Origin of the sequence: Ruania suaedae, assembly GCF_021049265.1 — a bacterium.
In the GTDB taxonomy this organism is placed as follows: domain Bacteria; phylum Actinomycetota; class Actinomycetes; order Actinomycetales; family Beutenbergiaceae; genus Ruania; species Ruania suaedae.
Genome location: NZ_CP088018.1, coordinates 97,439 through 115,214, shown reverse-complemented (window position 1 = coordinate 115,214; position 17,776 = coordinate 97,439). Strand labels below are relative to the sequence as shown.

Genomic DNA, 17,776 nt, shown 5'->3' with positions numbered 1-17,776 from the left:
GGCTCACCACAGACTCGTGTTGGAGACACGCTTGGCGATCTGGTTGGCGACCACCAGGAACGTGAAGTTGATCAGGGTGTTGAACAGACCGATCGCCGTGCCGTAGCTGAACTGGTTCGACAGGATGCCGATCTTGTAGACGTAGGTGGCCAGCACCTCCGAGACCCCCAGGTTCAGGGGGTTCTGCATGAGGAAGATCTTCTCGAAGCCGGTGCTGAGCACGGTGCCCATGTTGAGGATGAACAGGATGATCATGGTGGGCACCAGGGCCGGAAGGTCGATGTGCCGGATGATCGTGAACCGGCCGGCCCCGTCGATGCGCGCCGCCTCGTAGAGCTGGGGGTCCACGCTGGCCAGCGCGGCGAGGTAGATGATGCTGTTCCAGCCGGCGTGCTGCCAGACCTCGGAGATCACGTAGACCGGCACGAAGGCGCTGGTGTCGCCGAGCAGGTTGGTGCCGCTGAAGCCGATCATCTCGGCCACCCGGGTGATCAGGCCCGAGGAGGGTGAGAGGAACACCTGCAGCATGCCCACGATCACCACGATGGAGATGAAGTGGGGCAGGTAGGTGGCCGTCTGCATGAACCGCTTGCGGCGGCGGCCGACCACCTGGTTGACCAGCAGCGCGAGCGCGATGGGGGCGACGAAGCCGACCACCAGCGTGGTGAGGCTGATGACCACGGTGTTGCGCATCAGCGTCCAGAACTGCGGACTGTCGAAGAACTGCTCGAAGTACTTCAGCCCCACCCACTCCCCGCCGGTGAGGCCGGCGGTGAAGTCGAACTCGCGGAAGGCGAGCTGCAGCCCGTACATCGGCACGTAGGCGAACAGGGCCACGAAGCCGATGGCCGGCAGCGCCATCACCCACAGCTGCCAGTAGCGGTGCACGTGCCGGCGCAGCGCCGCCGTACCGCGCGGGCGGCTGCGGGTGGGTGGTCGTGGGGGCTCGGCTCCGCGGGCGGGCGTGGTCCCCCTGAGGGTCGCGGTCACGGTGATCTCCTTCGATCGGTGGTGCGGCCGGGGACTCCCGGCCGCACCACCCTGGTCTGCGGCCTCAGCCCTGCGGGGCCTCGAAGTCGTCGTAGTAGCCCTGGTGGATCTCGACGTTCTGCGCCAGGCCGGCGCCCTCGATCTCGGAGACGTAGCCGTCCCACTCGGACTCCACGCCCCCCTCGGTGATCCAGGTGGCCCACCGCTGCATGGCGATCGCGAAGACGGCCGTGTTGTTCAGCGAGAGGGTGTTGAGGTCCTCCTCGGTCATCCGGATCAGCTGGGAGGGGAAGATGTCGGTGGCCGGGTCCACGTTCTCGATCGCCTCGGTCAGCGGCTCCGACTGCTCCGCAGCCTCCTGCAGGTCGCTGGGCAGCACCACCTCGATGTCCTCGCGGATCCATCCGGGGCTGTTGTCGGCCAGCGTGGTGGTCCACTTCCAGGTGGAGGGGTCGGACTCGCCGTCCGCGGGTGGGAGCACCTCGTAGGAGCCCTCACCGGAGGACTCGAGGTTCTCACCCAGCCCGCCCCACAGCGCCTGGATCGAGATGTCCTGGTCGTAGAAGGCGTCGATGACGGCGAGAGCTCCCTCGCGGTTGTCCGACTGTGCCGACATCGTGATGGAGTTGACGCCGTAGTTGAGCAGGTAGGAGTCGAAGGACCAGCTCACGTCGTCCTGGCTGATCGAGGCGTCGGCCTGCAGCGGGGCCAGTGGTGCGTACTGCTCCACCAGCTGGGCGCCCACGCGGTCCGAACCGGTCCAGCCCCAGGTGAAACCGACGCGGGCGTCGTCGCCGTCGCCGCGGGCCACCGACTGGTAGGCCGAGTAGTCCTGCGTCATGACGTCCTGACTGATCAGTCCGTCGGCATAGAGCTCGTGCAGGAAGGCGATCAGGTCGCGGTAGCGCTCGTCGACCAGGAAGTTGCCGACCTGCCCGTCCTCGACGAAGTACCCCTGCCCGCCACCATCGGCGATCGGCAGGCCGAGGCTGCCCAGCAGCACCGTGGGCTGGAAGAGCCCGAAGCCGGTGTCACCGGCCGGTGCCCAGTCCATCGGGATCTCGTCGCTGGGGTCACCGTTGCCGTTGGCGTCCTCCTCCTTGAACGCCAGCAGCACCTCGTGCAGCTCGTCCCAGGTGGTGGGCTGCTCCAGCCCGAGGTTGTCCAGCCACTGCTGGTTGATGAACTGCCGTGAGCCCGTCTCGGGCCAGAAGCGGCGGTAGCTCGGCAGGGAGAAGACGGCGCCGTCGGGCATGGTCGCCATCTGCTCGGTGACCGGGACGGCATCGAACATCGCCGCGACGTTCGGCAGCGCGTCCATGTCATCGCTGAGGTCCTCGAACAGGCCGGTGAAGGTGGCCAGGTCGGCGTTGGTGATCGCATTGGTGCCCACCACCAGGTCCGGGATGTCACCGGCGGCGAGCATGGTGGACTTCTTCTGGTCCCAGTCGGCCGAGACCTCCTCCCACTCGATGGTGACGCCGGCCATCTCCTCCATGTCGGCCACCCAGCCCATGTCGGCCATCGCCCCGGTGAGGGGGTGCTTGAGCACGAGGATCTGGATGGCACCGTCTCCGCCGCCATCGCCGCCATCGCCGTCGCCACCCCCGCTGCAGGCAGTCAGCATCAGGGCTCCCGCCGCCACTGCGGCGACGGCCGGCGCGGTGCGCCGCATCGGTCGGTTCCTTCTCATGACTCCTCCTCGAGTCCAGCACGACCCCTCGGTCGTGTCAGTTTCAGATGGTCGGCAGCCACACGCGCATGGCGGTGGCGCCTCGGTTGCCCCAGGTCGAGAACGGGACGGCGGTGAGGTCGATCTCGTGCTGCGGGGTGGGCTCGTGCTCGGCCGGGGGGTAGAGGCCGTCGACGGCGCTCACCACCCGGCCGCGCAGGTGGAGCCCGCCTTCCACCGGCGAGGGATCGGCGGTGGTGTCGACGCGGACGTCGTCGAGCGCCACCCCCGCGGGCAGGTCCACCTGCTCGACGCAGTAGACCCGCGGGCCCATCTCCAGCGCGCGTGCCCCCCGCAGGGCGTCGGCGCGGTGGTGCGCCCGGGTCCAGCGTGGGCGCACGTCCAGCGAGAGCGCGACGGGCTCGGTCAGGTGCAGCCGCAGATAGCCGTCCACGTCCGGGGTGACCGCGGTGCCGTCGAGCAGTGCGCGGGTCGACCAGCTCGGGATCCGGACGGCGAGGCGCAGTCCGGGTGAACCCTGCAGGGTCAGGGTGAGGTCGCCGTCGTCGGGGTAGGAGGTGCGCACGCGCAGCGTGCCACCACCGAGCTGCGCGGGCACGGTGATCTCGGCCGCGGCAAGCAGGTGCAGCGCGAGCTCGTTCTCGCTCTGAGTGGCCACGTAGGAGCTGAGCTGGGCCACCAGGCGGGCCAGGTTCGGTGGGCAGCAGGCGCACCGGTACCAGTGCTGGCGATCCCGCGGGGCGTTCTCCTCGCTGAAGCGGTCCGGCCGCAGCTGCAGCGGGTTGGCGTAGAAGAACCGGGTGCCGGTCGAGTCCACGGCCGCGGCGAGGGCGTTGTGCAGCTCACGCTCGATCGTCTCGGGGTACTCGGCCACGAGCTGGGCGCTCGCGAGCATCATCCGCCAGGTCCAGTGCACGTCGGCGATGGAGGCGCAGGTCTCGGCGTAGGCACGGTCGGAGGGCAGCTCGTAGTCGTCGCCGAAGGCTTCGTCGCGGTGGCGCGAGCCGAACGCGCCGGTCAGGTACATCTTGCGGTGGTGGGCGCTCTCCCACTGCGTGCGCATCGCCTCCAGCAGCGCCTGCTCGCCGCTCTCCAGATGCACGTCGGTGGCACCGGCGTTCAGGTACAGCTGGCGCACGGCGTGCCCGACGGCGTCCCGCGTCTGGCGCACAGGAGCGTGATCCTGGAAGTAGGTGGCGCCGAGTCCGCCGGCCGTGAGCAGGCCGGTGCCACGCAGGTCGATCATCCGCTCGGCGAGGCTCAGGTAGCGGCGCTCACCGGTGTGGCGGTACAGCTCGACCAGGGCGGTCTCGATCTCGGGGTGACCGCAGATGCCGGCGTCCCGGCCGGGACCGAAGCGGCGGTCGAGCAGATCGGCGAACCGCCGCGCCAGGGCCAGCAGGTCATCGCGCCCGGCCCCGCGGGAGAGGGCGACGGCCGCCTGGATCATGTGCCCGGCGACGTACATCTCGTGCGTCCACTCGAGCTCGGCGAACTTCTTCTCCGGGTGCACGCCCTGGATCCACGTCATCACGAACCCCGTGCGCTCCTGCACGCGGGCGACGAGAGCGATGACCTCGTCCAGCCAGGCGTCCCACTCGGTGGTGCCGGTGCGGGCGATCTCCCAGGCGACGGCCTCGATGGTCTTGTACAGGTCGGAGTCGGCGAAGACGAACCCGCGGTAGGAGGCGCCGGACTCCCCGATCACCCGGCGGAAGTTGTCGATCACCCCGGAGGTCTCGAGGTTCGCGATGCAGTGACCGATGGTGGCCTCGGCGTTGCGCTGCTGCCACGCACCGAGCGGCCCGTCCGGGCTGAGTCGGACGTCGCGCAGGTCGAGCGGACGGTGCGGGGCCGCGGTGGCCCGCGGAATGGCCGGTGCCACCTTGACGGGGCGGCCGGAGGCCTGGGAGGGCGGCGTCGATGCCACCTGCTGCTGCGTCACATCTGCTCCTTCGCGGGTGATCTGCGTTGACAGTACGGCCGAGCATTCAGCGTTGTCAACAGTGAGACATCGACGACCTGGCGAGGAGGCGCGACGGCCCGGACCACCGCCGAGTTGCCCCGATCCGTCGACTCCCGGCACCGTCAGGCGACAGATCGGGGCAACTGGCGAGGGTCAGACGAGCGGCCGGGCCCCCGAGGACGCACGCGGGACCAGGTGGGCCCCGGTGAGGTGCTCGCGCGCCGGGGCCTCGAGCCCGTCCAGCCGCTCGATCAGCATCCGGACCGCGGTGGCGACCATCTCCTCCTGCTCCGGGCTCACCGACGTCAGCGGCGGGATCGTGAACCCGGCCTCATCGGTGTCGTCGAAACCGGTGACCGCCACGTCCTCGGGCACCCGCACGCCGTGGCTGCGCAGCGCCCGCATCGCCCCGACCGCGAGCGCGTCGTTGATCGCGACCACCGCGTCGAAGACTGCACCCGAGCGCAGCAGGCCGGTCGTCGCCTCGTACCCGGAGACGCGCCGGTCCCAGTCCGAACCGGCGGCCATCAGCGCCGGATCGGGCTCGAGCCCGCGCGCTCGGTGCGCCGCGAGGAACGCCTCGTACCGCGCCCCCTCGGGCCTGCCGCTGCCGGTGGAGTTCCACACCAGCGCCAGACGCCGGCGCCCGGAGTCCAGCAGGTGTCGCGTCACGGCCTCGAACCCGTCCCGCTCGCCCATCACCACCACGTCGACCAGGCCGGTGGGCCCTCCGCCGATCTGGACGACCGGTCGTTCGGGCCGGCGGCCCTGGAGCAACGCCGCGCTGAGCCCGTGGGGGCAGATCACCACCCCGTCGGCATCCGCCGTGGTGATCCCCAGCACGGCGTCGCGCTCGGCCGCGGCATCGGGGGCGATGCGCAGGGTGCAGCTGAACCCGGCAGCGCCGAGCGCCACGATCAACCGCTCGGCGATCTCGGCGAAGTAGGGCTGGTAGAGCTTGGGCACGACCACCGCGATCCGGCCGCTTCGCCCCGAGGCCAGCCCGCGCCCGGCCCGGTTCACCCGGTAGCCCACCGACTCCACAGCGGCCCGGACCCGCTCCCGCGTGGCGGCCGCGACATGCGGGCGCTCGAGCAGCACGTTCGAGACGGTCTTCGCCGAGACCCCGGCGACGGCGGCCACATCGTCCAGGGTGGGCTGATCGGTCATCGCGGACTCGCCCCCATCGTCGACTCGCGCCGGACCAGGGCGACCGGTAGCTCCACCTCGCGTGCGTCGCGGCCCCCGGGCTCGCGCCACCGGCCGCGCACCATGTCGACGGCGGCACGGGCCACGGCCGCCGGATCCGGGTCGAGCGTGGTCAGCGACGGCGTCGCGAACCGGCTGTCCTCCAGGTCGCCGAAGCCGGTCACGGCGATGCGCCCGGGCACGTTCACCCCCGCGGCGTAGAGGCCGGCGAGCGCCCCGAGGGCGATCTCGTCCGTGCCGCAGACCAGTGCGTCCACCCGTGGCTGATCCGCGATCGCCCGTTGCGCCGCGCGGTACCCGGCCCGCCGGTCCGCGCCGTCGAGGTCCAGCAGGGGGATCGCTGGGCTCTCCGACCGGCTGTCCAACGGCCCCGGGCCGAGCCGGAGGATGTCGTGGCGGCCCATCAACCGCAGATGGCGCAGGAGCAGGTCCGCCGCCTGCTCCCGGTCGATGCCGACGCGATCGCCGAGCTGACCGGCCACCGCGGCGGTGAGGTCGACCCGCACGAGCGGGCCGTCGTCGTCGGTGGTCGCAGGCAGTTCGGGGGCGTCGACGACGATCAGCGCGTCGACGGTGCGCCCACGCGAGGCGAGGACCTCGCGCAGGCGAGCGGCGTCGTCGTGAATGGGTTCGACGGCGGACTGCAACCCGTGCCGGTCCACCTCCGTCACGAGCGCTTCCACCATGGCCGCCAGCAACGGCCGGCGCAGCTCGGCCACCATGATCCCCACGACGCCGGTCCGGCCGGTCCGCAGGGTGCGGGCCGAGGCGTTGGGCCGCCAGCTCAGGGCGGCGATCGCCTCCCGCACCTGGGCCTGGGTCTCGGGCCGGATGTGGGGCTCGCCGTTGACCACGCGCGAGACGGTCTTGACCGAGACGCCGGCGCGCTCGGCGACGTCCCGCATCGTGACTCGCATGGGGAGCAGCCTAGACGTGGGGAGGGTCGCGACCCGCGAGCGTGGGCAGTGACACCGTGTCATGGATCGTGATGCGGTCCGTCACGAGATGAGCTGCGCCATGGCACTGGTGGCCGCCGACGCCGGCGGCTGGGATGGAGGGACACAGCGCCACCACGTCGCCGCAGCCGGGTTCGTCGCGGCACCGCTGACCGGCAGTGACCACGGCACTCACGCGTGGACGTCGGCGAGACTGCGGCCGTCGATATCGGAGCGGTGCAGCTGTAGGTGACGCTCGTGGGTGACCACCCCGAGCGGTGCGGCGACGAGCAGGCGCTTGCCGGTGCGGCTGGGCCAGGTCAGCGAGACCGACTCGCCGTCGAAGCTCACCGTGCTCATCACCCCATTGGCGTTGCGTGCCGTTCCCGAGACGCTCACCGTGCCGCAGACGTAGGCTCGGTGCACGTCACGGAGCACGACGTGGGTCTGATCGCCGATCATGTCGCAGACCACGTGCCAGCCGTCCTCGGTACGCACCAGCCGGAGCCGCGGGGTGTGGTCGCCGAACGCCGCGGCCTTGATCCGCACCGCCAGGCTGAAGCCGTTCACCTCGGCCGTGATGAGGTCCCCGAAGCCGAGGGGGACCTCATCCGCGGTCACCTCGGCGCCGTTGACGTATATCGCCAGCCGCTGCGCGCCGACGAGGTCGAGCCGCACCTGCAGGCTATCGACCGGGATCGCCTGCCCGTCCTCGATCGGATTGAGGATGATGTGCTCGTCGCCTCCGGGCGAGCACCACCCGGCGATCCACGCGACGTCGCCCTCGTCCTGCACGGAGTGGAACTGCGCGGAGGCGAAGTCGCGACCGTTCTTCAGCCCACGCAGACGCAGGACATGGACGTCCTGCCAGAGTCGGTCTCCGGGCTCGCGCCAGTAGCCCAGCAGCGGGCGGCGCTGGAGCCAGAAGTCACCGCAGTTCGCCGAGCCGAGCGTCGCGGTCTGACCTCGCCAGGTGGTGCCGACCACAGCGGCCGGGACCTCGCTCGGCCACGCCGTCACGCTGAACCGTTCTCGCACGGTGCCCAGCGACCCGTTGAGGAGGCCCTGCGTGACCCACAGCGGAACCTCGACCTGCACGATCGCGGGGACCACGAGCCCGAGGCCACCTGCGTAGGGGGCACACGTAGGCAGCGGTGGCGGGTCGAACGGTGTCGCCAGCCCCGCCGCCTTGGCCAGCAGGGCCATCACCGGAGCGTTCTCGCCCTGGTTGTCCCGGTAGGCGCGCGCCATCGGACCGGACAGCTGCGCGCCCGGGCTCCACCATCGCTGGATCAGGTGGGACCAGAGCTCGGTGAGGATCTCCCGCGCGTCGGCATGCACCTGCGGATCGTCCACGTACTGGGTGATCAGCGTGATGGCCTCGGTAGTGATCGCCCAGTAGCCCGGGCTGTTGTACTCGGCGAAGCTGCCGTCGGTGCGGATCTGGTCCCGCAAGCGCCGCACCCGCTCCCGCGCGTAGGAGAACAGCTCGTCGTCCTGGAGCAGGATCCCGGCCGTCAGAGTGACAAAACTCCCTTTGGCCGCGATGTTCGTGTACGCCATGGACACATTCCGGCGGCGGATCGACTCAGACGCGTGCCGCAGGGCCTCTCGCACGGCGGCGGCGACGGCCGGCCGCAGCACATCCTCGTGGCGGAGCAGCACGAGGGCGAGCGAGATCCCGAGGAAGTCGGCCCAGTTCCAATCGGGCGGGACCATCTGCTCGAGCGGCTCCTCGGCGAAGTAGCTCCAGATGCCGTAGGTCGGCGAGGTCTCGTCGACGTCCTGGTCGGCCACCACCCGCAGCAGCACCTCCTCGGCGAGACCGACCTGTCCGGTCTCCAGCAGCGCCAGGGCGTATTCGAGGCTCTCCCGGTAGGGATGACGCTCACCGGTCCACATCCGGGTGTGAATCGGGTTGTAGGCGCCTGGTTCGACGATCAGCGTGGCCTCAGCGTCGAACGTATGGTCGCCCGCCTGGCGCGCGAGCGAGATCAGCAGCTGATCGAACTCCTCGCCTGAGGGATGCCGTTTGCCGGCCGTGGGTGCAACAACGGTGTTCATGACGTCCAATCACTTCGGCGAGACACTGCTATGAGCGCGCTACCGAGGCCTCGCATGCCAGACGCGCTCCATCCGGCACGGACGGCCTCGGTGGGAATACGTATTCCTACGACGGCGCGTGCCACCGCTGGCCACGCGGGGCCGGCAGGGTCGGCAGGAGCGCCGGGGCTCAGACGGCGCGGGTACGCCGTCGCGGGGTCGTCCCGCGCAGGATGACCTGTGGGATGAGGGGCCGGGTGGGGGCCCATGGCTCCACGCAGCTGCGCACCCCGACCGCGCCCATCTCCTCCAGCGGGGTCCGCACGGTCGAGAGGGTGATGGAGGTGGGGTCGACCAGCCCGAGTTCGCGGTCGCCGTATCCCGACACCGCGATGTCGCGCGGGACCTCCACCCCGTTGCGGCGCAGCTCCGCCACCGCCCCGAGCGCGATCGCATCCTCGATCGCGAAGATCAGCTCGGGCAGGGGGTCCAGGCGCGCCAGCAGATCCGACATCGCCGCCACGCCGCCGGGCAACGAGTGCTCGGTGGTGGCGATCGCGGAGTCCGGCAGCGCGATTCCGGCCGCGGAGAGTCCCGTCCGGAAGCCGTCGAGCCGCTCGCGCCACGACGCCTTGTCGGTCGAGCAGATCGCGGCGAACGAGCGATAGCCCAGCCCGACCAGGGCGATCGCCAGCGCCTTGCCCCCGTCGAAGTCCGGCGGCCGCACTGCCGGCACCCGGTCGGTCGACTCCCCGACGACCACGACGCGCCCACCCTCGACCTCGAACTGGCGCAGCTCGGTCAGCAGCTCCGCACGCGCCTGCTCCTCGTCCCGCTTGCGGACCAGCACCAGATACTGCGGACGTTGGCGCCGCAGGTCGCGGATCAGGCTGTGCTCCCGGCCCGCGTCGCCCTCGGTGGACTGGATATTGACCACCAGATCGTGCCGCGTCGCCTCGAGGATGACGCCGTGGGCGACACGCGCGAAGTACTGGTCCCGCAGATCGCCGACCACCAGCCCGATCGCCGGGTAGTGCCCACGCACCGTGGCCTGGGCCGCCAGGTTCGGTAGATACCCGACCTTCTCGGCCGCCGCCAGCACCCGGGCCCGGAAGTCCTCCGCGACTGCGCGATCGCTCCCGTTCAGGACGCGGGAGGCGGTGGCCGCCGAGACGCCCGCCTCGCGCGCGACGTCCTTGAGCCGAGCCTGCCGCGATACCCCTGTCATGCGCCCACATTACGACGGCTCGCAACAGCAGCGGAGGGCGCGCGTGCGTCCGACTCTCACCGCGGACCCACACCGGAGACGTCAATCGGCTCGAACGACACCGGAGCGGACCATGCCGGCGACTGGGCGCTCAGACGGTAGTCGGCCGTGGCCCGGTCGGTGAAGAGCGGATCGGCGATCACCGAGTCGGTGTCGAGCTCGGCGTCCTGCCACAGGCCCCACCAGTTCTTCCCGGCGCGCCATCGGCCCAGCGCGGTGACGGTCATCGGCTCCTGGCCGGTGCGAATCGTCATTCCCAGCTGGCCGGAATAGTCGTTGCGCAGCAGCGACCCGCTGGTCTCAGCCGCCGTCACGAGGTCGGTCTCCACGCCATTGCTGAGATAGCGCAGCGTGACGGGGCCGAAGCTGCCCGGGGTGGCACCGGTGCGATACGACCCGTCCGCATTCGACCGGTAGACGTCCCCGAGCACAGTGGCGGCGTCGGTGGTGGTCACCGGCGAGGGGTTGTGCCAGTAGTTGCCGAGCGAGGTCACGTGCATGACCAGGTGGTAGACGCTCTCGGCGGCCAGGGTGACGGGCTGCTCCAGCGAGCTGAAGGCATAGGCGTCGGGCTCGACATCGGTCAAGGTCACCCATGCCCGCGCGCCGGGCACCGGCACGCCCTCGGCGTCGATGATCGAGACCGCGTCGCCGCCCGGGGTGGCCACGCCGGTGTCCTCGAGATCGGTGGTGTAGTCCCAGATCAGGTTGTTCTCGCTCCGGACCTTGGTGGCGTCAGGGTCGAAGCCACGCCCGCCGAAGAAGACCGGTACACCGGCGGAGGCCACGATGTTCCGACTGACGTCGATCGTGACGTCGGACAGGCCCGCGGTCTCGTTCAAACCACCGCCGACGCCGAACTGGTAGTAGTCGGCGAAGATGTTGTTGCGGACCGTGTTGCCGGCGCTCTGGTTGGGAGCACAGAAGCCGGTGCCGCAGCCGTGGACGAGGTTGTGCTCGTAGGTGATCAGGCTACTGCCCTCGTCCGCGTAGATCCCCGAGGACGGGTAGCTCTTGGCGCGCACGTCGTGGATCAGGTTGTTGCGCACCATCGAGCCGGGCTGGCGGCCGAGCGTGTAGATCCCGGCCAGGTCGGAGAGCATGCCCTTGGCGATGTCGTGGATGTAGTTGTACTGCACGAGGTTTCCCCCGATACCGGACTCGGTGAAGCTCCATCGCCAGCCGACCGAGACGGCCGTGTAGAAGGTGTCGTGCACGTGGTTGTGGGCGATCTCGGTGTCGAAGACGTCCATCGCGAGGATGCCGGCGCCGAGGTGGAACACCTTGCCGGTGTGGTCGATCTCGTTGTCGACGATGCGGTTGCCACCGGTGGCCAGCTCGTCGATCTCGGGCCTGCTGAGCCAACTGGCGATCTTGATGCCCCCGGATCCGGTCTCGGTGACACGGTTGCCCGCGACGGTCACGTCCTGGCAGTCCTCCCCGATGGTGATGCCGAACTCCCCGACCGTGCTGACCGTGCAGCCGGTGATCTCGATGTCACGGGCGTGGATCACATCCACCGCACCCACCGTGTGACAACCCGACTGGCCGCTCATCCACGAGGTCATCCGCCAGTAGTCCCAATCGGTGTGTCGCAGCTCGAGGTCGCGCAGGCGGACACCGGAGATCTGCGCGTCCGGCGCACCGGCGATCCGGAGCAGTTGCCGCACCGACGGTGCCGAGATCTCGACCTCGGCGAGCTCCTCGTGCTCGTGGGGCAGGTAGGTCACGGTGCCGGTGCCCCGGTCCAGGTACCACTCCCCGGGTTCGGTCAGTGCCTCGAAGACGTTCTCAAGGTAGTAGATGCGTCCCTGCCAGGTCTTGGTGTGATACGGCCGGAACTCCACCGTCGCCTCCCGCGCGGCGCCGTCGACGGACTCCAGCGGTGCGCGTTCGTCGAACCACTCACGCATGCAGACGACGTCGATGTCCTGCTGACGCGACCACGCCGGGTCGATGTCGCCCTCGCGATAGACGAAGGTCCGCGCTCCCGTGCCCGCCTCGGTGGCCGGGTCGAAGTGGTAGAACTGCGTGTCCAGATCCGAGACCGCCTCGTGGTCCTCGACCACCGCGTTGACCGCCTTGGGAAGCCGCGGGCGGCGGCGGCGCGCACCATCGACGTAGAGTTGACGGAAGTACCAGGGCTCGCCGTCGACCTCCGGCACCTGGGTCCGCCAGGCACGCCGGCCTTCGTGCTGCACCTCCTCCCACCCCGAGAGCACGCGAGATCCGGTGATCGTGGCCCGCTCGCCCGGGTAGGAGGCGAGGGTGAGAGTCCCGACGGCGGCGCCCGCGTCGACATCGAGAGTCGCCTCGAGCCTGTGCTCGCCACCGCGCAGCCACACGAGAGCGTCGGCTCCGGCATGGTCACGCGTGCGAACGAGCCTCAACGCCTCGGCGAGCGTCGCGACCGGACCGTTGTGGCTGCGACCGCGGCGCTGCGGATGTGTTCCCGACCAGCTGTCGTCGCCCCGCACGGGGTCGACGAAGATGTCGCGGCCGAACTCCGGCCGGCGCAGGGGGGAGGCAGTCGCCGTGGCGGGTGGGGCTGCCACTCCTGCGCCGACCCCCAGGCCGACGGCGGCCATCCCGGTCAGGAGGTGGCGGCGGGTGAGCGTGCTCAGTAGGCGTGAGTCGATGGGCATGGGTGTCTCCTCGTTGATGTCACCGGGTCTTCGACGGGGCGGGTGCCGCGGTGTGCGGCGGTGGAAGGCGGCTGTTGCCGGCCGGCACGGCCCCCGCCCGCTCCCGCAGCGGGGGCCGGCGTTCGCTAGGCGTTCGCCTCGGCGTAGGACTGGGTGAGCTCGTCCTCGATCAGGGTGCCGCCGTCGGCGCGGAACTTCTCCACGCCCTCGGCCCAGGCGGAGACGGGCTGCCGCCCGAGCACGATGTCGAGCTCGAGCGCCCTCATCGTCTGATTGAGCGAGGCGAGGCTCCGCGAAGCCGTGGAGGAATACAGACCAGTGGTCGGATCGAGCGCGAACTCCTCGGTGAAGACCTTCTCGAAGTCCTGCCACCGCTGCATCGCATCCCGGGTCTCGGGTGTGGCGGCGATGACCCAGGGGCTGTCGCAGATGTAGTTATGACCGATCCCGCGTTCGCCACCGCGGTCCTGGTCCTGGGTGATCTCGCCGTCGGTCATCGTGAAGTGCTCACCCTCGAGGCCGTACTTGCGGAAGAGGTACTCCTCGGTGCCGTACGGCGCAGCGAGATAGTTGGCGATGGACAGCAGCGTCTCGATCCGCTCCGCCGAGGCGGCGTTGAAGCCGGTGAGGGTGACGTTCGGTTCCCCGAGGAATGGCGTCCCGGTGCCCGATTCGTAGCCGGGAACGGGGACGCCGTCACCGATGTAGGCGTCCTGCTCGCCCGTGGGGTCCACGGCCAGCGCCGGATAGGAACTCATCGTCCACCACCCGTAGGAGGCGGAGCCGTTCTGGAACCACGCCCGCTGATCGCTCTCGCTGGCCGTGGCGGCGTCGGGGTTGACCATGCCGGCCTCGACGATGCGGCGCATCGACTCCAGTGCCTCCTCCTGGCCCTCGGCGGCATAGGCGGTGACGATCCGGTCACCGTCCAGGTACCACTTGTTCGGCAGTCGCAGCATCTGGCGCACGAAGTCGGTCGGGATGGAGGCCAGGGCCCAGGTGTTGGCCGAGGGAGCATTCATCTCCTCCAGCGCGGCGTACCACTCCTCGAACGATCCCGGCTCCTCGGTGATGCCCTGCTCGGCCAGAAGATCCTTGCGGGAGTACATCATCAACGAGGTCATGTACCCGCGGACGATCGGGATCGCCCGGATGCGGCCGCCGAAGATCGTCTCCTGCCAGGAGATGGTGGGCAGGTTCGCGAGGAAGGGGTAGTCGAGGATCGCGTCACCGGCGAGGTGGTCGGTGAGGTCGGCAGCCTTCGCTGCGAGCAGTTGATCGAGGGCTGCGGTCTGGTCCACGACGATGGTGAACAGGTCCGGCAGCTCGTCGCCGGCGGTCATGGTGGCGAACTTCGAGGGATAGTCCGGCGAGGGCGTCAGGGTGGGGACGTAGTTGATGCCCAGTCGCTCGTTGAACGCCTGCCAGAACGGGTTGGACTCCAGCGGCGGCGGAGCCACCGAGGCCACCGTGAGACAGGTGACGTCGCCGCCGTCCCCCGGGACCTCACTGATGGCCTTGACCGGCTCGGGGTAACGGTAGAACAGGTCGCTGTAGCGCCCGGGCTCGCCAGGGACGTCCGCGGTGACCCCGGTGTACTGCTGAAAGGTGGGCAGCACGTCGGCCGCAGCAGCGCCCGGGTCGGCGGGTCCGGCAGTTCCCTGGGTGCGGCAGCCGGCAAGCGATGGGGCGGCCACGGCAGCACCCGTGAGCGCACCGAAGCGCAACAGGTTTCGACGGGACAGGTTCATGTGGATCCTCCAATGGGGTGGTGCGGTCAGCCTTTGACCGCGCCGGTGAGCACGCCTTTGGCGAAGTGCTTCTGCAGGAAGGGGTAGACGCAGAGGATGGGGACGATCGAGATGACGAGGATCGCCATCTGGATGGCATCTCCCGGCGGCATCTCCGTCGGAGAGCCGAGCTCGTCGCTCGAGAGCGCTGACCCGTTGATGACGTAGGTGCGCAGCACGAGCTGCAGCGGCCACATCGAGGAGTCGTTGAGATAGAGCAACGCGTTGAAGAAGTTGTTCCAGTAGCCGACCGCGTAGAACAGCCCGACCACCGCGAGCACGGCCTTGGACAGCGGGATGCAGATCTTGCTGAAGACCATCCATTCGTTGGCGCCGTCGATCCGGGCGGAGTCGATCAATTCGCCCGGCACGTTCTGGAAGAACGCACGGATCACGATGACGTTGAACGCCGAGACCGCCATCGGCAGGATCAGCGCCCACCAGGAGTCGATCAGCCCGAGCTGTTTGACGGTCAGATAGGTCGGGATCATCCCCGGGGTGAACAGCAGTGAGGCCAGCAGCAGCCAGAGCATGACGCCGCGGCCTGCCATGTACGGCCGCGAGAGCGCGTAGGCCAGCAGGGTGCTCACGAACAGTGACAGCGACGTCCCCACCACGGTCACACCGACCGAGACCATCGCGGCCCGTGTGATGACGCCGCCGGACAGGATCGCGGTGTAGGCGCTCACCGAGGCCGTCTCCGGCCAGAGCACCATCCCGCCGGCGCGGGCGATCTGCTGCTGATCCGCCAACGAGGTGGCGACGATGGCCACGAAGGGTGCGATGACGAGGGCACAGGCGATGGTCAGGACGACGGCCTTGAGGGCACGGATGCCGGGGTGCGGGCGGTACTGGCCATCGACCATACGTGCTCGCGTAGCGGTTCTAGCCACGGCGGTACACCCCTTCCTCGCCGAAGATATGGGCGAGCTTGTTGGCGCCGAGCACCAGGACGACCCCGACAACACCCTTGACCAGCCCGACGGCGGCTGAGACGCCCCAGTTCCCGCCGAGAACGCCGTAGTTGTAGACGTAGGTGTCAAGCACCTCGGAGACGTCCCGGCCCACGGCCGGCTGCAGCAGGATGATCTGCTCGAATCCCACCGTGAGGGCGTCACCCAGGCGCAGGATCAGCAGCAGGATGATGATCGCTCGCAGACCGGGCAACGTGACGTGCCACATCTGCCGCATCCGGCCGGCACCGTCGAGCGAGGATGCCTCATAGAGCTCGGACGGGATACCGGCCAGCACCGCGAGGAAGAGGATCGTCGCCCACCCGGTGTCCTTCCAGATCACCTGCGAGGTGATCAGCGCTAGGAAGGCGTCCGGGTTACCGATGATGTCGAGGGCGTCGAAGCCCCGCGAACGCAGGAAGTTGTTGATCATCCCGGAGCCGCCGAGGACCTGCTGGAACACCGAGACCACAATCACCCAGGAAAGGAAGTGCGGCAGGTAGAGCACCGACTGGATCGACCGTTTGATCCGCTCGGAGACCAGTGAGTTGAGCAGCAGGGCCATCGCGATCGGCGCCGGGAAGACGAAGACCGTCTGCACCAGGGTGATCAGGAGGGTGTTCGTGAGAGCGTTCACGAACGCCGGGTCCCCTGAGGTGATCACCGAGAAGTTGTCGAAAGCTACCCACGGTGAACCGGCGATCCCTAGGAAGGGAAGGTAGTCCTGGAAGGCGATCACGTTGTTCGCCAGTGGCATGTACTGGAACAGCAGGATGAGCGTCATGCCGGGCAACGCGAAGAGCCAGAGCATCCAGTCGCGCCGGACGGCCACAGCGATCCGCTCCCGACGCGCCAGCCGGCGTCGGGGCGACGTGCCCGAGCTCGGACGACGCGTCCGGTGAGGCGAACGGGCAGGATTGCGTTTGCCCGCCCGTGCCATCGTCGGAAGTCCCATCTGTCCCAATCCTCGCGATCTGCGGCTTTGCAGCAATTGTTCGGCGCCGATAGTTCGACGTCCGACTCCGATGAGGAGCGAGCTACCTTGCCCTGGAAAACGTGTTCCGGCCAACGTACGGCAGCCGTAGGGCACGGTCAACCCCTGCCTGGCGTCGGCGCGGAACCCCGCGCCGGGGCGCGTGACTCTGGCCCCGTATCCTCACTGAGGTGCAGTGCGACTACTTCGACGCCGGGCGATGCCGCTCCTGCACGATCATCCGGACTCCGTACCGGGCCCAGCTCGCGGCCAAGCACGAGCGCGCCCGGGCAGCACTGGGCGAGGGGCCGGCGTGGGAGGCCCCGCTCGCCTCGGCGGAGTCCGGGTTCCGGAACAAGGCCAAGATGGTGGCCGGCGGGACGGTCGAGGACCCGCGCCTGGGGATCCTCGTGCCCGGCGGCGGGGTCCAGGACCTGCGCGAGTGCCCGCTGCACGAGCCCGCGCTCGAGGCCTCGCTGCCGGTGCTCGCAGAGTTCGCCACCCGCGCCCGGCTCGTGCCCTACGACGTCACCACCCGCCGTGGTGAGCTGAAGTATGTGCTGGCCACGGTCTCCCCGGACGGCGAACTGCTGGTGCGGTTCGTGCTGCGCTCGACCGAGTCCGTGCCCCGGATCCGCAAGCACCTGGGCTGGTTGACCGCGCGGCTGCCCGGGCTGCGCGTGGCCTCGGTCAACCTCCACCCCACCCACAGCGCCGTGGTGGAGGGCGCCGAGGAGATCCTGCTCACCGACCAGGCGTTCCTGCCGATGCGGATCGGGCCGGTCGAGCTCGGACTGCGGCCGCAGGGCTTCTTCCAGACCAGCACCGGGATCGCCGCAGCGCTGTACCGGACCGCAGCCGCGTGGACTGCGGACCTGGACTACCGCAGCGCGTGGGACCTGTACTGCGGGGTGGGTGGCTTCGCCATGCACCTGGCCCGGCCGGGAACGGACGTCATCGGGGTCGAAGCCAGCGCTGAGGCGGTGGCGGCCGCCACCGCGAGCGCCGCCCGGTCCAGGCTGGCCCACGTGCGGTTCGAGACGGCGGACGCGGGCGCGTTCGCGCGCGACGCCGCCCAGGCGCCCGACCTCGTCGTGGTCAACCCGCCCCGCCGCGGGATCGGTGATCTGACCCGCTGGCTGGAAGCGTCCGGAGTCCGGCACGTCCTCTACTCCAGCTGCAACGTCGACTCCCTCGCCGGAGACCTGGCGGCGATGCCCTCGCTGCGCCCGGTACGCGCCCAGGTGCTGGACATGTTCCCCCACACCGAGCACTTCGAGACGCTGGTGCTGGCCGAACGCTGAGCGCCGGC

12 protein-coding genes are annotated in these 17,776 nt (G+C 69.7%); 1 reads left to right on the top strand and 11 read right to left on the bottom strand.

Annotated features, from left to right (window positions below; all coding sequences use genetic code 11):
• Positions 1–3 precede the first annotated feature (3 nt).
• The 11 genes from LQF12_RS00495 to LQF12_RS00445 all read right to left on the bottom strand — a co-directional run bounded on the left by LQF12_RS00495 (position 4) and on the right by LQF12_RS00445 (position 16,446).
• Positions 4–990, bottom strand: coding sequence for an ABC transporter permease (locus LQF12_RS00495; RefSeq protein ID WP_231054057.1), 987 nt, complete (start codon positions 988–990; stop codon positions 4–6).
• Between the two features lie 64 nt (positions 991–1,054).
• Positions 1,055–2,683 (bottom strand): extracellular solute-binding protein, encoded by a 1,629-nt coding sequence (locus LQF12_RS00490; RefSeq protein ID WP_231054056.1) that lies wholly within the window; start codon positions 2,681–2,683, stop codon positions 1,055–1,057.
• A gap of 43 nt (positions 2,684–2,726) precedes the next feature.
• Positions 2,727–4,628 (bottom strand): glycoside hydrolase family 127 protein, encoded by a 1,902-nt coding sequence (locus LQF12_RS00485; RefSeq protein ID WP_231054055.1) that lies wholly within the window; start codon positions 4,626–4,628, stop codon positions 2,727–2,729.
• Positions 4,629–4,802: 174 nt separating this feature from the next.
• Positions 4,803–5,819, bottom strand: a complete 1,017-nt coding sequence (locus LQF12_RS00480) for a LacI family DNA-binding transcriptional regulator (protein WP_231054054.1) — start codon at positions 5,817–5,819, stop codon at positions 4,803–4,805.
• Complete coding sequence (locus LQF12_RS00475; RefSeq protein ID WP_231054053.1) at positions 5,816–6,775, bottom strand: LacI family DNA-binding transcriptional regulator; 960 nt, start codon at positions 6,773–6,775, stop codon at positions 5,816–5,818. Before LQF12_RS00475 ends, LQF12_RS00480 begins: the two co-directional genes overlap by 4 nt.
• Positions 6,776–6,985: 210 nt before the next feature.
• The gene (locus LQF12_RS00470; protein WP_231054052.1) at positions 6,986–8,857 is read right to left on the bottom strand and encodes a DUF8769 domain-containing protein; all 1,872 of its coding nucleotides are present in this window, start codon (positions 8,855–8,857) and stop codon (positions 6,986–6,988) included.
• 169 nt (positions 8,858–9,026) lie between these two features.
• Entirely contained in the window at positions 9,027–10,064 is a 1,038-nt protein-coding gene (locus LQF12_RS00465; RefSeq protein ID WP_231054051.1) for a LacI family DNA-binding transcriptional regulator, read from the bottom strand.
• 56 nt (positions 10,065–10,120) lie between these two features.
• A complete protein-coding gene (locus LQF12_RS00460; RefSeq protein WP_231054050.1) occupies positions 10,121–12,748 on the bottom strand; it encodes a right-handed parallel beta-helix repeat-containing protein in 2,628 nt (875 codons plus the stop codon).
• 125 nt (positions 12,749–12,873) lie between these two features.
• Positions 12,874–14,499 (bottom strand): substrate-binding domain-containing protein, encoded by a 1,626-nt coding sequence (locus tag LQF12_RS00455; protein WP_231054049.1) that lies wholly within the window; start codon positions 14,497–14,499, stop codon positions 12,874–12,876.
• Between the two features lie 26 nt (positions 14,500–14,525).
• Positions 14,526–15,404, bottom strand: coding sequence for a carbohydrate ABC transporter permease (locus tag LQF12_RS00450; RefSeq protein ID WP_231054048.1), 879 nt, complete (start codon positions 15,402–15,404; stop codon positions 14,526–14,528).
• Between the two features lie 19 nt (positions 15,405–15,423).
• Positions 15,424–16,446 carry an ABC transporter permease gene (locus tag LQF12_RS00445; RefSeq protein ID WP_231054047.1) on the bottom strand — a complete coding sequence of 341 codons (1,023 nt, stop codon included), beginning with the start codon at positions 16,444–16,446 and terminating at the stop codon, positions 15,424–15,426.
• A gap of 209 nt (positions 16,447–16,655) precedes the next feature.
• On the opposite strand from LQF12_RS00445, the gene rlmC reads away from it, so the two are divergent.
• Positions 16,656–17,768 (top strand): 23S rRNA (uracil(747)-C(5))-methyltransferase RlmC, encoded by a 1,113-nt coding sequence (gene rlmC / locus LQF12_RS00440; protein WP_231054046.1) that lies wholly within the window; start codon positions 16,656–16,658, stop codon positions 17,766–17,768.
• The last annotated feature ends 8 nt before the right edge of the window (positions 17,769–17,776 follow it).